Annotated in this window: 16 protein-coding genes and 1 pseudogene; 11 read left to right on the top strand and 6 right to left on the bottom strand. The window is 44.4% G+C overall.

Annotated features, from left to right (window positions below):
* Positions 1-73: 73 nt before the first annotated feature.
* The 3 genes and pseudogenes from L696_RS30040 to L696_RS0127010 all read left to right on the top strand — a co-directional run.
* Positions 74-178: pseudogene (locus tag L696_RS30040) on the top strand (winged helix-turn-helix domain-containing protein); the annotation flags it as partial.
* A complete protein-coding gene (locus tag L696_RS32880; RefSeq protein ID WP_342447957.1) occupies positions 175-306 on the top strand; it encodes a hypothetical protein in 132 nt (43 codons plus the stop codon). The pseudogene L696_RS30040 and the gene L696_RS32880, both read left to right, overlap by 4 nt.
* An 89-nt stretch (positions 307-395) precedes the next feature.
* Positions 396-1115: a YebC/PmpR family DNA-binding transcriptional regulator gene (locus L696_RS0127010; RefSeq protein WP_025686422.1), complete on the top strand. Its 720-nt coding sequence runs from the start codon at positions 396-398 to the stop codon at positions 1113-1115.
* A gap of 390 nt (positions 1116-1505) precedes the next feature.
* Here L696_RS0127010 and L696_RS0127000 read toward each other — a convergent pair whose 3' ends face one another.
* From L696_RS0127000 to L696_RS0126985, 4 genes are all read right to left on the bottom strand, one after another.
* Entirely contained in the window at positions 1506-3227 is a 1722-nt protein-coding gene (locus L696_RS0127000) for a hypothetical protein (RefSeq protein ID WP_025686421.1), read from the bottom strand.
* 246 nt (positions 3228-3473) lie between these two features.
* Positions 3474-4667: an oxalate decarboxylase family bicupin gene (locus L696_RS0126995; RefSeq protein ID WP_025686420.1), complete on the bottom strand. Its 1194-nt coding sequence runs from the start codon at positions 4665-4667 to the stop codon at positions 3474-3476.
* Between the two features lie 88 nt (positions 4668-4755).
* Entirely contained in the window at positions 4756-5235 is a 480-nt protein-coding gene (gene ybaK, locus L696_RS0126990; RefSeq protein ID WP_025686419.1) for a Cys-tRNA(Pro) deacylase, read from the bottom strand.
* Positions 5236-5318: 83 nt separating this feature from the next.
* A complete protein-coding gene (locus tag L696_RS0126985; protein ID WP_025686418.1) occupies positions 5319-5654 on the bottom strand; it encodes a ribosomal protein L7/L12 in 336 nt (111 codons plus the stop codon).
* Between the two features lie 436 nt (positions 5655-6090).
* Here L696_RS0126985 and L696_RS0126980 point away from each other — a divergent pair, with 436 nt between their 5' ends.
* The 5 genes from L696_RS0126980 to aguB all read left to right on the top strand — a co-directional run bounded on the left by L696_RS0126980 (position 6091) and on the right by aguB (position 11232).
* On the top strand, positions 6091-6699 hold the full coding sequence (locus tag L696_RS0126980; RefSeq protein ID WP_025686417.1) for a DUF1349 domain-containing protein: 609 nt from the start codon (positions 6091-6093) through the stop codon (positions 6697-6699).
* 252 nt (positions 6700-6951) lie between these two features.
* Positions 6952-8370 carry a glycoside hydrolase family 1 protein gene (locus tag L696_RS0126975; protein ID WP_025686416.1) on the top strand — a complete coding sequence of 473 codons (1419 nt, stop codon included), beginning with the start codon at positions 6952-6954 and terminating at the stop codon, positions 8368-8370.
* 205 nt (positions 8371-8575) lie between these two features.
* Positions 8576-9127: a phosphodiesterase gene (gene yfcE, locus L696_RS0126970; RefSeq protein WP_025686415.1), complete on the top strand. Its 552-nt coding sequence runs from the start codon at positions 8576-8578 to the stop codon at positions 9125-9127.
* A 167-nt stretch (positions 9128-9294) separates the two neighbouring features.
* Positions 9295-10326: an agmatine deiminase family protein gene (locus L696_RS0126965; protein WP_025686414.1), complete on the top strand. Its 1032-nt coding sequence runs from the start codon at positions 9295-9297 to the stop codon at positions 10324-10326.
* A 30-nt stretch (positions 10327-10356) separates the two neighbouring features.
* Positions 10357-11232, top strand: a complete 876-nt coding sequence (gene aguB / locus L696_RS0126960; protein ID WP_025686413.1) for an N-carbamoylputrescine amidase — start codon at positions 10357-10359, stop codon at positions 11230-11232.
* A 102-nt stretch (positions 11233-11334) separates the two neighbouring features.
* Here the strand turns inward: aguB and L696_RS0126955 are convergent, their stop codons facing one another.
* The gene (locus tag L696_RS0126955) at positions 11335-13134 is read right to left on the bottom strand and encodes a sensor histidine kinase (RefSeq protein WP_025686412.1); all 1800 of its coding nucleotides are present in this window, start codon (positions 13132-13134) and stop codon (positions 11335-11337) included.
* Positions 13131-13883: a response regulator transcription factor gene (locus L696_RS0126950; protein ID WP_025686411.1), complete on the bottom strand. Its 753-nt coding sequence runs from the start codon at positions 13881-13883 to the stop codon at positions 13131-13133. The genes L696_RS0126955 and L696_RS0126950 overlap by 4 nt, the downstream gene beginning before the upstream one ends.
* 221 nt (positions 13884-14104) lie before the next feature.
* Between L696_RS0126950 and L696_RS0126945 the strand changes: the two genes are divergently transcribed.
* The 3 genes from L696_RS0126945 to L696_RS0126935 all read left to right on the top strand — a co-directional run bounded on the left by L696_RS0126945 (position 14105) and on the right by L696_RS0126935 (position 17531).
* Complete coding sequence (locus L696_RS0126945; RefSeq protein WP_245233458.1) at positions 14105-15127, top strand: peptidoglycan DD-metalloendopeptidase family protein; 1023 nt, start codon at positions 14105-14107, stop codon at positions 15125-15127.
* 41 nt (positions 15128-15168) lie between these two features.
* On the top strand, positions 15169-16131 hold the full coding sequence (locus L696_RS0126940; protein WP_025686409.1) for an alpha/beta hydrolase: 963 nt from the start codon (positions 15169-15171) through the stop codon (positions 16129-16131).
* Between the two features lie 272 nt (positions 16132-16403).
* Positions 16404-17531 carry an NAD(P)/FAD-dependent oxidoreductase gene (locus L696_RS0126935; RefSeq protein ID WP_025686408.1) on the top strand — a complete coding sequence of 376 codons (1128 nt, stop codon included), beginning with the start codon at positions 16404-16406 and terminating at the stop codon, positions 17529-17531.
* The last annotated feature ends 193 nt before the right edge of the window (positions 17532-17724 follow it).

Raw genomic sequence — 17724 nt, 5'->3', positions numbered from 1 at the left:
CGGTGCCGTTCTGCTCTTGCCCAGCAGCTCCAATCCGTATAATTGTTCAATCATGCGCAGCACGGAGAAATGATTGCTGGAACTCATATGGGGCTATGATTCAGAGGTGGAGACGAATGTCGTCGATGTGTATATTCGATACCTGCGAAGCAAAATCGACGATTTATTGAGGATATGAATGATCCGCATCAAATGATCCGAATTTTGAACGAGCAAGGAATCCCGCTATTGAGTGTCAGTGACGAAATGCCTGAGGATTGGTTTTCGCCGCAAACAGCGCAATTTTTATCACTAAAAATCCTTTGAACTTGTTCAAGCGTCCTTTAGGAGATATAATATACAAGGATATAATGAATACCGTTGTGTATATTCATATAGAAAGAGAGCGGGATATTATGGGACGTAAGTGGAACAATATTAAAGAAAAAAAGGCATCCAAGGATGCTAATACGAGTCGTATATATGCTAAATTTGGGGTAGAAATCTATGTAGCAGCCAAACAGGGCGAGCCTGATCCTGAATCCAATCGGGTTCTCAGAGTCGTGCTAGAACGTGCAAAAACGTACAATGTACCGAAAGCGATCATTGACCGGGCGATTGAAAAAGCAAAAGGCGCCGGAGATGAAAACTATGTTGAGCTTCGCTATGAAGGCTTCGGACCAAACGGTTCTATGGTCATTGTAGATGCACTCACCAATAACGTAAACCGCACGGCATCTGATGTACGTTCTGCTTTTACTAAAAATGGCGGTAGCCTCGGTGTAAGCGGATCTGTAGCCTATATGTTTGATTCAACGGCGGTTATTGGTTTGGTAGGTAAAACCGCAGATGAAGTGTTGGAGCTGTTGATGGAGGCAGATGTAGAGGTGCGTGACATCATCGAAGAGGATGAGGCTGTTATCGTATATGCTGAGCCTGACCAGTTTCATGCTGTGCAGGAAGCTTTCAAGCAGGCGGGAGTTACAGAATTTACAGTGGCCGAACTTACCATGCTTGCCCAAAATGATATTACTCTTCCAGAAGATGCACAGCTTCAATTTGACAAGTTGATTGATGCATTAGAAGATTTGGAGGATGTTCAGCAGGTTTACCATAATGTAGATTCTGATGAATAGCTTCAAGCTGAACCACCTGAATTCGTACGACAAAAAAACATCGTATTCCGATACGGTGTTTTTTTGCGTATTTGCAGCTATTTCTGTGTAATTAGGCAACGCCCTGGTCCGTGCTCATAAAGAGGGAGAGATTCATTCTGCGGGGTCTGAGCTACGGTCGATCGCCAGATTTCTAAATCATGCCCGGCTATCGTTGACATTTACCGCCAAGACAGGCGCAAGCCCTGAGGTGCTTAAAGATATCCTGCGTACGACGCTGTCGATTTTAGATTGATTTTTATGAGTGGCGGGATTAGATAGAAGGATAAGCACCTGGAAGTAAATGTAGGGGCGTCTCAAACAGATCTGATAGCCTGGTTGAGACGCCCTTGTCAGTTGGCGACAGACACTTTACATAATGCTTGATGTTACCTTCCAGTTATTGAAATCATAGGTCCGTCTCTCTCTGTCATGAACCAAATCGAGTTTATTTCCATTATAATTCTGATGCATCCACGGATCATCCAGCAAAGGCCAATTAGCATAATTGACTTCTGCACCCTGAATCTTACGTGAGGTGGCATATACGATTTCCGTCTCTTTACCTGTTAATCCTTTGTAATAGACCCGGGGATTGGTATCGTTAACACCGCTGAAATCCACTACGGTTTTCGTCAACACAGCCTCAGCAAAGCAGTCAAGCTCTCTAATGCAAGAATCGCCTGTGTAGTCCATAAGAGGTGCTGTTTCAACGATGACCGCATTTTTTGCCCCGTCACTTCGCAAGGCTCTCTGATAACCTCCGTATTTCCACGATTCCGTGTCGTAGGGCCACTCGTAAGGTTGTGCCGTCCTGACAGCCATCAGCATTTTACCTGTATGGAAGAATATCCAGCCGTTCTTGTTGAATGGGTCCTGTTCGATCGTTGCTTTGATTCCGTTATATGAAACAGGGCCGTCGATCCATGTATTTGAATTTGTGATATTGTATACCGCAATGAGTGCACCGTCGTCCTGAAGCACTTCCTCCATATTTGTTCCGCCAATCCAATATTCCGAGTTGGACGGATTTAAGTTAATCGGATCACTGAGGTGTTGCTTCATGAAGAACGTATTTGGTTCGTTACTGTATGTGTCTCCCACCCATTTGATGCCCCAACGATGAAGCTGGTTTTGTGCGAGCCGATTGTCCTTTTGACTGAATACGGCGTAATCCGGGGTGATGTAGCTTGTCTTATACGGTTTGTTACTGTTTCTAGGCATCCGTTCCTTATGTGTGTAAGTTGTAGAACGGGCTGTCGCTATACTCTTGAAAATGTCTGGTAACTCGTAGTCCGCAACCGTAAATGGAATCGTGGTAAATTTCAGATTGGTTTCATTGCCGAGATATATCGGCTTGCGACTGTCTCCAAACAACATCCACAGTAGCATTGCACTCTCATCGAGTGTATATCCCGGCTCTTGCTGCGGATTATATGTTCTGGCCTGACTGGTCACCCAGTACCCATGCAGCCACTCCCCTACGATACTGGCAAAATACCACTCTAACGTCAGTTTGGCCATATTCTGCAATGTGGCATCTTTCAAGTGTTCGGTAATGAACAATAGCGGTCCTACATGATGGATAAAATATGTTGGGGAGTCGTATTCAAAGTACCCCTGTTTTGTAATTGTGGGAAGTTCGGACAGCAGATAGCTTCTGGCGATGGTAGCATAATTCACCGGATAATCTGGCCATTCTTCCTCTCCAACAACCCCGACTGCCGCGTACATAAGCCGTTGATTTTCTGTATTTCCCAACAGAGCAGTCCCATCGGCATTCAAAATGTTAAAACTGAGCATTTTTGCTTTTACTTTATCCTTTAATGCGGGTGTGTAATACTCTTTATACTTCATATAAGCTTCCATTACGTTAATTCCCCAGAACATGTCTTTGTTCCGATCCAAATGAATGTTGACGTAGGCAAGTCCAGTGCTGATATCCCCCTTGGAAAATTGTGACATAGCCGCATAACCACCGACCTTTCGCCCCTGATCGTACTCATTGTAAGGGTAGCCGAGCGCTGCTACATCGTCGATTACGATCTGTTTGCGCTCCTGTAGTGAGCCTGTTAAAATCTCATTTTTAAACATAATTAAGCCACTCCCCTGATAATGGAATTAACGCATAAATAGTATGACTTTAGCATGTGAGAGAAAGAAAAACCTGAACATAATATGTACGCCATCCAGAAGGACCACATGCATTGAATTTAAAGCGGTATCGGGCAATCGTTACAATACCAATAAATGAGCATCGGATATGGAACTAATGGATAGCCTACATTAAGGGTTTGTGACAATAAGTCACCTGCGGTTTCACCCAGCGTAGTAGCGCAATCAGAGTTCATCCTTTGGATAAAAAGAATAACCAGGATACTTGACGACGGGCCATTTTACCTTCCGCAATTTAGAGGTCACATCTGCGCCAACATGTAAATTGCTCTGAATGAGCTCTGTCGGCGTAAGTGCCATCCATTGATTCAAGGAAACATCTGCAAAACGGTCACTTTTAAACATTTCAAGAAACCATAGCGTGCTTGAGCCTGTATTTTGGATGTAATGACCATAAGCAAAAGGTACATATCCAACATCTCCGGCTCTGAAATCAAATGTGCGCGCCGCGCCATTTCCGCCAAAAACAGTCATTCGGCCTTGCCCGGTAAGATAGTATTGCCATTCGTCATTATTGGGATGCCAGTGCATTTCTCTCATTGCACCAGGCTCAATCTCAACAAGAGCAGCCGCGATCGTTTGGGATATCGGAAAATTGGAGGAATCGACGATTCGTACGCTTCCACCCGGCGTTTTGATGGGGGGCTGAGCGAGTAATTCATATTTAAAGGATTGAGGCAACGTACCATAGGGAGAGGCAACCGCCTGGCTTTGGATTGAACCAGGAACGTTATCCTGATAAATATATACTTGTTCTTGAGGAATGGACGAAAAATCAGCTTCAGGAACGCCGAAATTGGCAGACAGTACATCTTTTGGAGTATGTGCAAACCAATCGGAGATGGATAACGTGTTCAGATCAGAAAAGCTGCCGTCATCAAAAACCAGTAAAAATTCGCAGCCTTCCTCAAGACCTTGTATAGAGTGTGGAATGCCGGGTGGGAAATACCAGAGATCACCAGGACCCACATCAGCAATAAAATTCCGACCATTTTGGTCAACGGCTGTAATACGGGCACTCCCCAACAGCATATAAGACCATTCTGCCTGCTGGTGCCAATGAAGCTCGCGTACGCCGCCCGGTGTCAAACTCATATTAACTCCAGCAAGAGTGGTGGCAATAGGTAGCTCCCTTGCGGTTACTTCTCTTGACCATCCACCGTGATTCAACTGCATATGGGCATCTGAAAAAGAAAACCTCATGTTCGGAATGAGTCCATTATCTGTTACGGGTGGAACCAGCATGTCGGGATTTTGCAAATCTCTCATTACATCACGGGGACCCTTGTCGATACCTCCAGCGCCATCACTTCTGATGGGCTGCGGCACACTGGCATTTTTCGGGGAATCATTATGCATCATTTGATCTTCCTCTCCAAGTTGAAGCTTCATCTATCTTAGAATTAGAGAAAATCCGCATAAAGATTTTATGAATGGTTGGAGGGTTTTATGCTTTCTGAGTCAGATCCGCAAACTGTGCATCAATGAGCCGGGCTAAATCCTGCGGACTTAACTCCAGTTGGGTTCCAATTTTTCCGGCGCTCACAACAATGGTTTCCAACTCTACTGCGGGTTGGTCAATAAAAGTAGGATAGAGCTTTTTCATTCCTATGGGAGAGCAGCCACCCCGGATATACCCCGTATGCTTTTGCAGTTCTTTGACTGGAAGCATTTCTATTTTCTTCTCGCCCGCTGATTTAGCTGCTTTTTTGAGATCAAGCTCTTTATGTACAGGAATCACAAAAACAAACAGATGTTGTTTGCTATGTGCAACCAACGTTTTGAAAACGGCTTCCGGGGATTTCCCAATTTTCTCAGCTACGTTCACACCATCTATTTTTCCATCCTGATGCTCATAACTCAGCATGTTGTAGTTAACGTCCTGACCATCCAATATTCGCATTGCGTTCGTTTTGCTCACACTCATCTTATTTCGTCGTCCTTTCTAAAGCTCTTGCCGAGGCAATTGTTGCAATCCTTTACCTCGGCGGAATTATTTGGATCTCATTATTAGAGGCGTTCCAAACCATCTACATAGTCCTTTGCTTCCTTTAAAGAGAGGTCTTTAGCTACTCTTAGCTCTTTTATCGCCTGAATCTTCTTGCCTTCTCTAATCAGCAGGAGCAGTCTTTCATTGACATCCTCCGAAACTACTGTGTCTAGCACAGATGGTGGTGCAGTAGCGGTTGGGCCAGATAGTGATATTCCCGACATTCCAGAACGATTCTCAAGACGCTCTACATCGGATTTCAAATCATTAAGTCGAGCTTGCAAGCTGTAGACTTTGATCAAAAGTATGACGGAGATGATCAAAGCGATCAATGCTATAAATTCCATAGTTTCCACTAAAGTTCCCCCTTTTTCATTTGATTTTATCCCGGAGATGCAACACTGGAATCTGCTCAATATAAATAGTATAGCATGATAATTTACGTTATATTATCTGGAATCGCTGAATTTACATGAGTACGGAGTGGGGAATGATGAAGACAAAACCTTCGCGATTGTTAATTTTCCCAAGGATAATTTCCCGGGAGCGGGGTTTATTGTCGACGGGCACCTGCTAAAAGGAAATACCAAATTTGCGTGAGAAGTTCCTTTTTGCCCTGTGATATGATAAGGGAAGAACAACTAAAGCAGATCAAAAATACTCAGGGGTTCCTTCCTTTGACTGAAGAATTATCCAAGCCGACTCTGTTGGACGATATTTATAACGGTTGTCTAAAAGATACCCCAATACGAATTAGGATATTGTTCTATTAAGCAAGAGAGGATGAGATCAATGACTCAAAAAGCAATTTCATGGAACGCAGGAATCTGGACTAACCCTCCTGTGTTATCCTTGCAAGAAGGCCAGTTCCTCCAAGTTGAAGCCAGCGAAGGCAGCGATTATTGGGAAAAAACCTTATATGGATTCGAACGCAGTAGTGGACATTCTCTGCTTGCAGTATGGGAGAGGGATTCTGCTATAGAGGTCACGTTTCAGTTGGACTCATTTACTGAGCTTTATGATCAGGCCGGAATCATGCTGCAACAAGGACCAGGAAAGTGGATTAAAGCTGGCATTGAATTAAATGATGGAATTCCTCAACTGGCTGTCGTTGTCACAGACGGCTATTCTGATTGGTCATTATCTCCTGTACCTGAATGGGTAGGGGATCATGTCACGATTCGTGCTTCCCGAATTCAGGATGCAGTGGTCATTAGAGCACGAACAGATCATCATGGCTGGCGCACCGTGCGTGTGGCGCGTTTTCCTTACGAATCCGGGCAACAGGCCGGTCCTTTTATATGTGCGCCGACCCGGGCCGGTTTTCAAGTGACCTTTACGCGTTGGATAAGCACTGAACCAGACAGCGATATTCATACAGACCCGCCCCTGGAAAAATAGTTATTTTGTCGAATAATAAGAAGGTAAAGGAGCTTATCTACGTTGGAAAACTGGACTGAAGAAGAAAAAATGTTAGCAGGTAAGCCTTATAAAGCAAGTAATGGGTGAAGAACTTCTGAATGAACGTCAATTTGCCTAGGATACGCTTCAGCAGTAAGGAAAATATAAAAAAATACTTGACATGAAACGCGTTACAAAACTTAGTATTGATATAGAAGTATTTTATAACACAATAGTAAAGGCGGAGAGAATATGAGTACACAGTTTCCAAAAGATTTCCTGTGGGGCGGAGCAGTTGCTGCTAACCAGCTTGAAGGCGCTTATCAAGCAGATGGAAAAGGCTGGTCTATTCAGGATGTAACGCCTCGTGGTGGTTGGGGACCAGTTACCGATGTGCCAACAGAAGATAATATGAAGTTGATCGGTATTGATTTCTATCACAAATATAAAGAAGATATTAAACTTTTTGCAGAAATGGGTTTCAAAGTGTTCCGGACTTCCATCGCTTGGTCACGGATTTTTCCTAAAGGCGACGAACTGGAACCCAACGAACAAGGCTTGCAATTTTATGATGATTTGTTTGATGAACTTCACAAATATGGAATTGAACCACTCGTTACATTATCTCACTATGAAACACCTTTACATCTGTCCAGAGAATACGATGGTTGGGTGAACCGTAAGCTTGTTGGTTTTTATGAGCGTTATGCTACAACTGTATTTAACCGCTACAAAAATAAAGTAAAATACTGGTTGACTTTCAATGAAATCAACTCCATTCTGGAAGCTCCATTCATGAGCGGAGGCATTAGCACACCTAAAGATCAGCTTAGTGAACAGGATCTTTATCAAGCCATTCACCATGAGCTTGTGGCGAGTGCAAGAGCGGTAAAAATCGGTCACCAGATCAATCCTGATTTCAAAATCGGCTGTATGGTGCTGAGTATGCCTACTTATCCGCTGACACCTAATCCAGACGATGTGATTGCTGCGATGGAATTTGACCACAGAAATATGGCGTTTGCTGATATTCATGCCAGAGGGCAATACCCAGGCTACATGAAACGTTTCTTTAGAGAAAACGGAATCTCTATTCACTTTGAACCAGGCGATGCAGAAGATTTGAAGCATACGGTTGACTTTATCTCGTTCAGTTATTACATGAGTACTTGTGAGACGGCTGACGAAGCTAAAAAAATGAAAGGTGAAGGCAACATCCTCGGTGGTGTCAGCAATCCGCATCTTGAGGCAAGCGAGTGGGGCTGGCAAATCGATCCTCAAGGATTGCGTTATGTGCTGAACACGTTCTATGACCGTTTCCAAAAACCATTATTCATTGTGGAAAATGGTTTGGGCGCCGTTGACGAACTGATCACCAACGAACAAGGCGAGAAAACCGTTGAAGATGACTACCGGATCAACTATCTGAATGATCATCTGGTTCAAGTTGGGGAAGCCATTGACGACGGAGTAGAAGTTATGGGCTATACGTCTTGGGGTTGCATCGACGTTGTCAGTGCATCGACCGCACAGCTTAAAAAACGCTATGGTTACATTTATGTAGATCGTCATGATGACGGTAGCGGCACACTTGAAAGATACCGGAAAAAATCGTTCCATTGGTACAAAGATATTATTTCGACCAATGGTGCAAGCTTGCGACGGAAATAAAATGATGCTTGCTTGATAAGGGCAGCTTATTCAACAAAAAAGGATGTTATACAGCGACCGCTTCCTGCTATTGTACAGGGAAGCGGTCGCTTAGTTTTTTTATCACGATCAAGCCTTTAGCTGATAATTTTATTACTGACGAGCGCTTGTCAGTAAGGCTATGATACGGTAAGGAGCACGTATATTGAGAAAGGAATGAACCATTATGAAACTTATGTTTGTATCGGATATTCACGGCTCGCTACACTGGCTACAACTGGCATTGGAAAAGTTCAGGGAGGAAAAAGCGGACCGCCTTGTCCTGCTCGGGGATTATATGTACCATGGACCGCGTAATCGGCTACCGGAAGGCTATAATCCGGCGGAAGTTGCGACTGTACTGAATCAGTACAAGTCGCATATTGCAGTAGCTGTTCGCGGTAATTGCGATGCAGAAGTGGATCAGATGCTGCTGGAGTTCCCGATGATGGGCGATTATGCTTTTTTGTACCATGAAGGCCGTCGCATCTATGTCACGCACGGACATGGCTTCAGCATCGGAAACTTACCACCACTGGAAACGGGGGATGTGTTCATCCAGGGACATACTCATATTCCGGTAGCGGATGTGGAAAAGGGTGTCTTTGTGCTAAACCCCGGTTCGATAGCACTGCCGAAGGAAAACTATCCTCCATCCTATGGCATATTGGAGGGAGTGCAATTCACGGTTAAGGGTTTTGATGGCGACGCGATTAAAACGATCACATTTTCAATGTAATTCATTTTTAACTTGAATGGAATCCGTTCAAAACTTTTCCGATCTGATTGAGACAAAGATCATATTATTGTATGATAGGAACGGAGTCTGTCCGTCGTTTTATTAGACAACGTTTTTCAGCTACAGATAAGACTCAATATTATGATGAAGAAAGAGAGCTTCAATACATGCAAATTAAGGATTCACATTATAAGATGCCGCCTGAATGGGCGCCGCATGAACGTACGTATATTTCCTGGCCTGTACAGTCTTCCATGGTTTACCCTGATATGCATGCCGATGTATGCATGGGCTACGCTGGAATTGTACGCGCCATGGCTGAGTTTGAACCAGTTACCGTGGTTGTAAATCCAGATGATCTGGAGAGCGTCCGGGCGCTTGAGCTCGGGGAACGGGTGGAACTGCTTCCAATAGAGCATAGCGATGCGTGGCTGCGCGACAACGGTCCTACTTTTCTAACGAATGAGCATGGACAGTTGGGAGGTGTGAACTGGAAGTTTAATGCCTGGGGCGGCAAATACGCTCCGTGGGACCTGGATGATCAGGTAGCGCCGCAAATTTTGGACAAGCTTGGAGTACCGAGGTTTGATGCGCCGCTTGTGATGGAAGGCGGCTCACTGCACGTAGACGGCGAAGGCACATTAATTACAACAGAAGAGTGTTTGCTGAATCCGAACCGCAATCCGGAATTAAGCAGGGAAGAAATCGAACGGTATGTGTGCGAATATACAGGCGTTGAGAAGATTATCTGGCTGAAACGTGGACTTAGTGGCGACGAAACGGATGGTCATGTGGACAATATTGCTTGCTTTGCTGCTCCCGGCAAGGTCATTATGCAAGTATGCGATGATCCTGAGGATGAAAATTACGAAATCACACAGGAAAACCTGCGTATTCTGGAGCAGGCAACGGATGCAAAAGGCCGCAAGCTGGAAGTGATCCAAATCGGGCAACCGCCGCGCGTGGATTATGAAGACGGCCGGTTGACGCTGAGCTATATCAACTTCTATTTTGTGAACGGCGGCATCATTTTGCCAGTGTTTGGCGGCACTGCGGCTGAAAGCGACCGCGCAGCCGAGCAGGTGCTGGCAAATGTATTTCCAGACCGCACCATTCGTACCGTGGACGGCATGGCGGTTATCCGTGAAGGCGGTAACGTACACTGCACTACCCAGCAGATGCCTGCTGTGAATCAATAAATGATATAAACATCCAAGAGGAGGACTGACGTGAGAAAAGTAAAAGTAGCGGCAACCCAAATGAGCTGCTCTACCCACATTGATGAAAACATAAGCAAAGCTGAGAAGCTGGTGCGTGAAGCGGCTGCACAAGGTGCTCAGATTATTTTATTGCAAGAATTGTTCGAGACTCCATACTTCTGCCAGAAGGAAAAGTCCGATTATTTTGCATATGCAACCGAGCTGGAGCATAACAAGGCGGTTAACCATTTTAAGAGGATTGCCAAAGAATTGCAGGTTGTGCTGCCAATCAGCTTTTATGAGAAAAAAAATTACGCCCGCTACAACAGTCTTGCTGTAATTGATGCAGACGGTGAAGTGTTGGGTAAATACCGCAAGAGCCATATCCCGGACGGTCCCGGTTATGAGGAAAAGTTCTATTTTAATCCAGGTGATACCGGCTTTAAAGTATGGAATACACGATATGCCAAAATTGGAATAGGCGTTTGTTGGGATCAATGGTATCCCGAAGCTGCCCGTTGTATGGCGCTGATGGGTGCAGAAATATTGTTCTATCCAACAGCGATTGGTTCGGAACCGCAGGATTCTTCCATTGACTCCAAGGATCACTGGCAGACCTGCATGCTCGGTCATGCTGCTTCCAATCTGATGCCAGTTATTGCTTCCAACCGCATTGGAATGGAAACAGATGAGGACTCCAGTATTACGTTCTACGGCTCATCCTTTATTGCCGGGCCACAGGGTAACAAGATTGCAGAAGCTGGTCGTACCGATCAGGAAGTGCTTACTGCTGAATTTGATCTGGACGAGCTGGAAGTGGGGCGGATTGAATGGGGTATTTTCCGTGACCGCCGACCGGAGCTATACAAAACGATTGCTACCTATGACGGTGATTTAAAAGTATAATCTTTATACGGACACTGACAAAGTACCCCTTGCCGGCAAGCCAAGGCGTTTCCCTCATTCGGATTCGCCTCGCTTTTCGGGAAGGGGATTTTTAGTTTGTGATCACAAGTTTTCATTAATGTCCTTTTCTATTCCGTTTCCAGCAACAGCTTCTTCCCAAATAAGGCGAATGACAGTGCCATTCCCCAAAGTTGTTTCCACCGTAATTTTACCACCCATGGCTTCGATCAGCCCTTTGGATATAGCCATGCCAAGTCCTGTTCCATTCACCGCCGCAGAGGTAGCGGTTCCCCGGTAGTAACGCTCAAACAATCGGTTTACTGTATTTTCATCCATTCCCGTGCCATTATCAGCGAACTGAATGGTGAGTCCCTTGCCACCTTCGCCCGGTATAACCGAGACGATAAGCACCGTATCCGGCGGATTATGCAGCAGAGCATTGGCTACCAAATTGTTAATGATTCTTTCCAGCCAAGGAGTATACAACCTAACGGTTACGTCAAAAGGAGCGCCCTGAAATAAAATGGTTTCTTTTTTATAAAAAGGGTCGGTAGCCGCTTGCTTTAATGCGTCCTCTAACCAGCTATTGAGTTCAATCTCCTCGGATTCTGGCGGACGGGCGCCGCTTTTTAACCGATAAGTCATCGCAAGATCATTAATCAGCATCTCCATGTGTGCAGATTTCTCCAGCATTGTGCTGGAAAATTGTCGAACCTCCGCCACCGTCCAATCATATTGAGGTTCAGCCAGCAGGTGCGCATAGCCTTTAATTGAAACGAGCGGTGTTTTCAGATCATGGGTTATCCCGGCAATCCATTCTTCTCTCAGGCTTTCGGTTTGCTGACGCAGTGTCTGATCTCTCTGCAGAGTACCTGATAGCTTATCAATCGAATGCATCACATCGACAAAAATGCGGTAACGACGCTTCCATTTTCCTGAACGCATGCGGCTGCGCTGAATGCCTCTATGATCCACAGGTTCCTGGTATACAGCCCTGCCAAGCGAGTCGAGCCAGGTGAGCATATGAAGCAACGGAACTCCAAAACGATGCGCCTGCCATAACGAGAGAAGCAGGAAGGATGCAAAAATAGCTGTGAACATGGCAAGCATGGCAATGAGTATTATTCTTTCCTCCTCAGGCGGAAGCCATTTATCGCCGATGGCATAGCCACTGCTATTGGGAAGACTAACGACCCAGGTATGTCCGGTTTCCTTATCATAAGTGGATGTCAAATGGAAGCCGTATCTTTCATTGTATACGTTACGAAGAGCAAGTCCATAAAGGGTATAGGCTGTCGGTGCAGATGCGGGCCGATTGTAGGAGGCAAGCTCAGAGCCTTTTGAATCCAGCAATTGAACGTAACCACCAAGCTGTTTGAGCCGGTCGGTAACATCGGTAGGCAGCACCAGTAATCCATTAGAGGAAAGTATCCCCCGACTTCTTATTTTTTTTAATAACGGGCCTAGCTGATTAGGCTCGCCATAGAGAAGAGTGAAGGGACGACCATTCTTCTCTTGTATCCACAGAGACAGCCCATAAGGGAAGGGAAGATCGCCTGTCCAATAGGAGACGAGTTCGCCTGGTGCATAGCTTTTCGGCACATCTTTTGGTGTGTTATAGGACTGCTCCACCTGGCCGTTCTCATCAAGACTTTGAAGCCATCCTCCATTTTTCTTGACCTGTTCTAGCAATTGGGGATCAAAATGAATGCCATCCTTGCCCATTTCGGAGGACTCTACAAGCTGGTTTAATCCCACAGAAGCGAAGTCACTGGAGATGCGGATATCAATAACACGTTGTAAAGCCCAAAAGAACGTAGCCGCAACAATGAGAAGCACGAATGCGCCGGCAGTAGCCAGTTGAAGCACGAATCGTATGGTTAGCCTCCGTTTGATGTTCATGATCGCTGGGAGCTCCCCATTTCCGCTTGTACAAGCTTATAGCCCAGTCCTCTAACATTTACGATAAAGCTCGGGTTTGCGGGATCAGGCTCAATTCTTTCCCGGATGCGATGAATATGAACCATGACGGTATTGTCATCACGCAGCGCTTCTTCACTCCATACCGATTCATATAGCTCGCTTTTGCTGAAGATACGATTGGGGTTTTTACATAAGAACAGTAGTAATTGGAAGACGAGCGCCGGACAGCTTACCAGCTTTTGCTCAACACGAAGCTCGCACGCTGCTTCATCGACCTGAAAACGCCCGTAATCATAAATAACGTTCATTCTACTGGAGGGTTGCTCAGATCCAAATGGTCTGATTGCACGATTGGCTGCCAAGTAACGACGTAGCTGAGAGCGTATACGTGCCACAACTTCCAAGGGATTAAACGGTTTGGTAATATAGTCATCGCCACCAACGGCAAAACCGGTTAGTTTATCAAAATCAGATTCCCGAGCCGTAAGAAATATGATGGGAGCATCCGTCGTTTGACGGAGAAACGGACAAATTTCGATTCCGCTGCGTCCAGGCAGAAGGACATCTAATAGGATCAGATCATATATTTTTTCTTCACAGGCAGCAATCGCTGCTTCACCTGTCATGACCGTGTCTACATTCGTGTAGCCTTCCTTACGGAGTACGGTCAGCAAGAGTTCAAGAATGGAGTGCTCATCATCGACAAGTAAAATTGACGCATGGTTCATGCTTGTGTTCCTTTCTTCACCGTAATCTTTCCTACCATCATATCATGCTTTCTTTAGTGTGAACTTATGATGTTGTCTTAACGAAAGCTTAATTGTGGACTGTAGCCATGGATAAGAGTTAAGACACAGTTAAAGTAGGGTTACACGGGACCTAAGAGTGGTTTGTTAGAATGAGTAGACAAAAGCCATATTATGAACAAATATACTTGCGGGGGTGTGGAATGAAGAGACCAAATAGAAAGCACAGAATGGAAATCATCCACTATAGCAAAATGATATGGGTCATGGGTGCGCTTGCTGCTCTGATCACGGCATGTGGAGGAGCAAATCCGGAAGTGGCAACAGACATTCCGAAAGAAAAAACTGAAAAAACAAGCACAAAGACTCAAACGTTGAAGCCTGAGGAGATCCCGGTAGAGCTTCTTGATGGCAAATATGCTGAGGTGTATGGTCACTTTAGTGATGAGTTTAAAAAACAGGTCAGCGAAGCTGATTTTGTAAGCAAGGCTACTGATTCTCTAAAAGGGGTTAAGTCGTTTAAGCAGGCGTCGGTCATCCAATTCAATGGCAGCGATCAGCGTACATGGATAAGCGATTCCGGGAAAATGGGACTGACCACTGTTTTTGATGATAAGGGAGAGATATTGGGTCTTCAGGCCAAGGAACTTTCTTCTTCCCCAAAAACAGATCATATCCTGACCAAAATCAAATATGATTGGCCTTTAAAAGGTGACTGGTTTATTGTATGGGGAGGAACAAATGCACTGGTTAACTATCATTATGAATATGAAAGCCAGCGATACGCCTATGATATTATACAGAACAAGGATGGCTATTCGTATAAAGGCGATCGGCTGAAAAATGAAAGCTATTATGCCTTCGGCCAGCCTGTTCTTGCTCCGGCAAGTGGAACCGTGGTATCAGTCGTAAATCACATTCCAGATAACGAGCCTGTCGGCGTTATGAACGAGAAGGTACCTGCGGGGAATGAGGTTGTCATTGATCATGGCGGGGAATATAGTGTGCTGGCTCACATGAAGAACGGCTCCGTTAAAGTAAAGGTAGGAGATAAGGTGAAGAGCGGCGATGAAGTTGGTTTGCTTGGTAATTCAGGTAATTCTAGCGAAGCGCATCTTCATTTTCAGGTGTCAGACGGTGCGGATCTATTCAAGTCTCGTTCGATCAATATTCATTGGAAGGATGACATTGCTCCTGTACAGGGCGAGACGATAAAGGCTGAGTAATCCGCTTGGCAAATTAAATGAAACGTTAGGGAAGGAATTAAATGATAAAAAAAACGCTTTTCTTTATACTTAAATCACTAGGAATAATGCTTTCAGCAATAGGGATTTTTCTGGTTATTGTTTTTACAGTTAATATTGTCTGCAATCAATTGGAGAAAGGAAAAATAGAACCCTATGGTCAGCTTGTACCTGTAGATGGGAAAAATATGAATGTTTTGATCCAAGGAAAGCGCAAAGAAACGATCGTACTACTACCAGGTTTTGGAACGGGAGCACCAGGTATAGATTTTAAGCCACTTGTGGAGCAGCTAACTCCATTTTACAAAGTAGTCGTGATTGAGCCTTTTGGTTATGGATTAAGTGATGTAACCGAAAAAGAACGAACCGTTGAAAATATTGTAGCTGAAATTCATGAATGTTTACAAAAACTAAATATTGACCGATACACTCTGATGGGTCACTCCATTGCCGGCATTTACGGACTAGAATATGTGAACAAATACGAAAAAGAAGTCCATGCATTTGTTGGGATTGATAGCAGTTTTCCAACGCAAGGTGGCATGGATGATGAGTTTCCAACAGAAGCCTATAAACTGATTAAGAATTCAGGTTTTAACAGATTACTAATGAAACTAAATCCTGACCAACTTGTTGCACCTAAAGTAGATGATGAAACGAGAGAACAAATTAGAATGATTTCTCTCAAGAACGCGATGAATCCAAATATTATAAGCGAAGGAGAAAATTTAAAAAATAATTTTAAATCCGCTGAAAACTTTAAATTCCCTAAAAATCTTCCTGTTATATTCTTTTTACAAAAAAATAATACGGATGTTGAAGGCTGGACACCAAAACATGAAGAACAGATAAAAGATTCTGTACATGGAAAAGTAGTGGAGCTTGAAGGAGGGCATTATTTACACCATACCCAATCCAAAGAAATCGTTAAAGACTTTAGAAGCTTTATGGAAGAAGTGAAACTGAAAAAGGCCCCTCCACTATGAAAAAATATTAAGAGTCGAGCGATTCACAGAATATTGTGAATTGCTCGACTCTTTTTATATGAAGAGCAGAAATATCATATTTTCAGGGTCTGTCAATAATTTTGTGTAAACTCATTTGGAATACGTTACCAGTGAGGGAGATACCCCTTATCGCAAGTGCTGACTTACGCGGTCTGGAAGGAAAATAGACAATTATGAACCCGACCTGTCCATTATGCATTCATGCAGTATCCGCTATAATGGATACAGTGATTTAGGAAAGGAATGTAATCATGAAGAAGGTCATCGTAATTGGATCAGGGATTCTTGGGGCATCTACAGCTTATCAGTTAGCAAAAATGGGTGTTAATGTCATTATTGTAGACCGCAAGGATAAAGGACAGGCTACTGATGCCGCTGCTGGCATTATCTGTCCCTGGCTATCACAGCGACGCAATCAGGCTTGGTATCGGCTGGCAAAAGCTGGTGCACGTTTTTACCCTGGACTGATTGAAGAACTCAAAAGCGAGGGAGAAACAGAAACAGGCTATGCTCAAGTGGGTGCTCTTAGTATCCATGATGATTTGGAGAAAATCAGAAAGATGGAAGAGCGGGCACACATACGACAAGCGGATGCACCGGAAATCGGTGAAATTACCCGGCTAAATGAAAAAGAAACCCATGAACGGTTTCCTTTGTTAGTAGAAGGTTATCATTCTGTTCATATTAGTGGTGCCGCCCGTATAGATGGTCGTGCGCTGCGCGATGCGTTGCTCCGATCAGCACAAAGAAACGGGGCCATCCTTGTACATGGGGATGCTGCGCTTCAATATGAGTCCTACCATGTAACAGGAGTAGCAGTCGGTGCAAAAAGCTTCTCGTCTGACGAAGTCATTGTTTGTGCAGGTGCATGGGCAAATCAACTGCTACAGCCTTTGGGCATTCACTTTAAGGTTAGTTTTCAAAAAGCACAAATCATGCATTTACAGGCTCCTAATAGGCAAGATACAGGCACTTGGCCTGTAATCATGCCGCCTTCTGACCAATATCTGCTGGCTTTTGATAAACAGAAGATCGTAATAGGGGCGACTCACGAAAATGAAATCGAAGGTTACGATACGAGAGTAACAGCAGGTGGGGTGCAGGAAATTCTGAATAAAGGTCTAGAATTGGCACCTGGTTTAGCAAACAGCAATTTTCAGGAGGTAAGAGTTGGTTTCCGTCCTTTTACACCCGGTTTTCTTCCGGTGATAGGCGCTGTTCCAGGGTGGGATGGCCTTATAGCTGCAAACGGACTTGGAGCATCCGGGTTGACTATGGGTCCATATATTGGAAGTCAGCTGGCAAAGCTGGCACTTGGAATGGCTTTGGATATCGATATACATGATTATGATATTCAAAAAGCAATAGATGAAAGTTGATCCTTACCTGCAGACAACACCATATATGCTTAAAAAGTCGCCATATTGGCGGCTTTTTGTTTTAACGATATAAGTTCTTTTCCTAACCAAAGGACAAGAATATGTATTTCTGGCCAATTATAGTGAACATCCTACTTTTAAATAATTGAATGGGCTTGCAAAAGAAAAATGGCTCTTCGCTCTATTGGATGGG

The sequence above is a fragment of the Paenibacillus maysiensis genome (genome assembly GCF_000520815.1).
GTDB classification, from domain to species: domain Bacteria; phylum Bacillota; class Bacilli; order Paenibacillales; family Paenibacillaceae; genus Paenibacillus; species Paenibacillus maysiensis.
This window is presented reverse-complemented; position numbering and strand designations above follow the sequence as displayed.

Bases quoted from the DNA above. Each gene is read 5' to 3' on its own strand.
- L696_RS32880 (WP_342447957.1), top strand. From the start codon at position 175: ATGAATGATCCGCATCAAATGATCCGAATTTTGAACGAGCAAGGAATC.
- L696_RS0127010 (WP_025686422.1), top strand. From the start codon at position 396: ATGGGACGTAAGTGGAACAATATTAAAGAAAAAAAGGCATCCAAGGAT.
- L696_RS0127000 (WP_025686421.1), bottom strand. From the start codon at position 3,227: ATGTTTAAAAATGAGATTTTAACAGGCTCACTACAGGAGCGCAAACAG.
- L696_RS0126995 (WP_025686420.1), bottom strand. From the start codon at position 4,667: ATGCATAATGATTCCCCGAAAAATGCCAGTGTGCCGCAGCCCATCAGA.
- ybaK (WP_025686419.1), bottom strand. From the start codon at position 5,235: ATGAGTGTGAGCAAAACGAACGCAATGCGAATATTGGATGGTCAGGAC.
- L696_RS0126980 (WP_025686417.1), top strand. From the start codon at position 6,091: ATGACTCAAAAAGCAATTTCATGGAACGCAGGAATCTGGACTAACCCT.
- L696_RS0126975 (WP_025686416.1), top strand. From the start codon at position 6,952: ATGAGTACACAGTTTCCAAAAGATTTCCTGTGGGGCGGAGCAGTTGCT.
- yfcE (WP_025686415.1), top strand. From the start codon at position 8,576: ATGAAACTTATGTTTGTATCGGATATTCACGGCTCGCTACACTGGCTA.
- L696_RS0126965 (WP_025686414.1), top strand. From the start codon at position 9,295: ATGCAAATTAAGGATTCACATTATAAGATGCCGCCTGAATGGGCGCCG.
- L696_RS0126955 (WP_025686412.1), bottom strand. From the start codon at position 13,134: ATGAACATCAAACGGAGGCTAACCATACGATTCGTGCTTCAACTGGCT.
- L696_RS0126950 (WP_025686411.1), bottom strand. From the start codon at position 13,883: ATGAACCATGCGTCAATTTTACTTGTCGATGATGAGCACTCCATTCTT.
- L696_RS0126945 (WP_245233458.1), top strand. From the start codon at position 14,105: ATGAAGAGACCAAATAGAAAGCACAGAATGGAAATCATCCACTATAGC.
- L696_RS0126940 (WP_025686409.1), top strand. From the start codon at position 15,169: ATGATAAAAAAAACGCTTTTCTTTATACTTAAATCACTAGGAATAATG.
- L696_RS0126935 (WP_025686408.1), top strand. From the start codon at position 16,404: ATGAAGAAGGTCATCGTAATTGGATCAGGGATTCTTGGGGCATCTACA.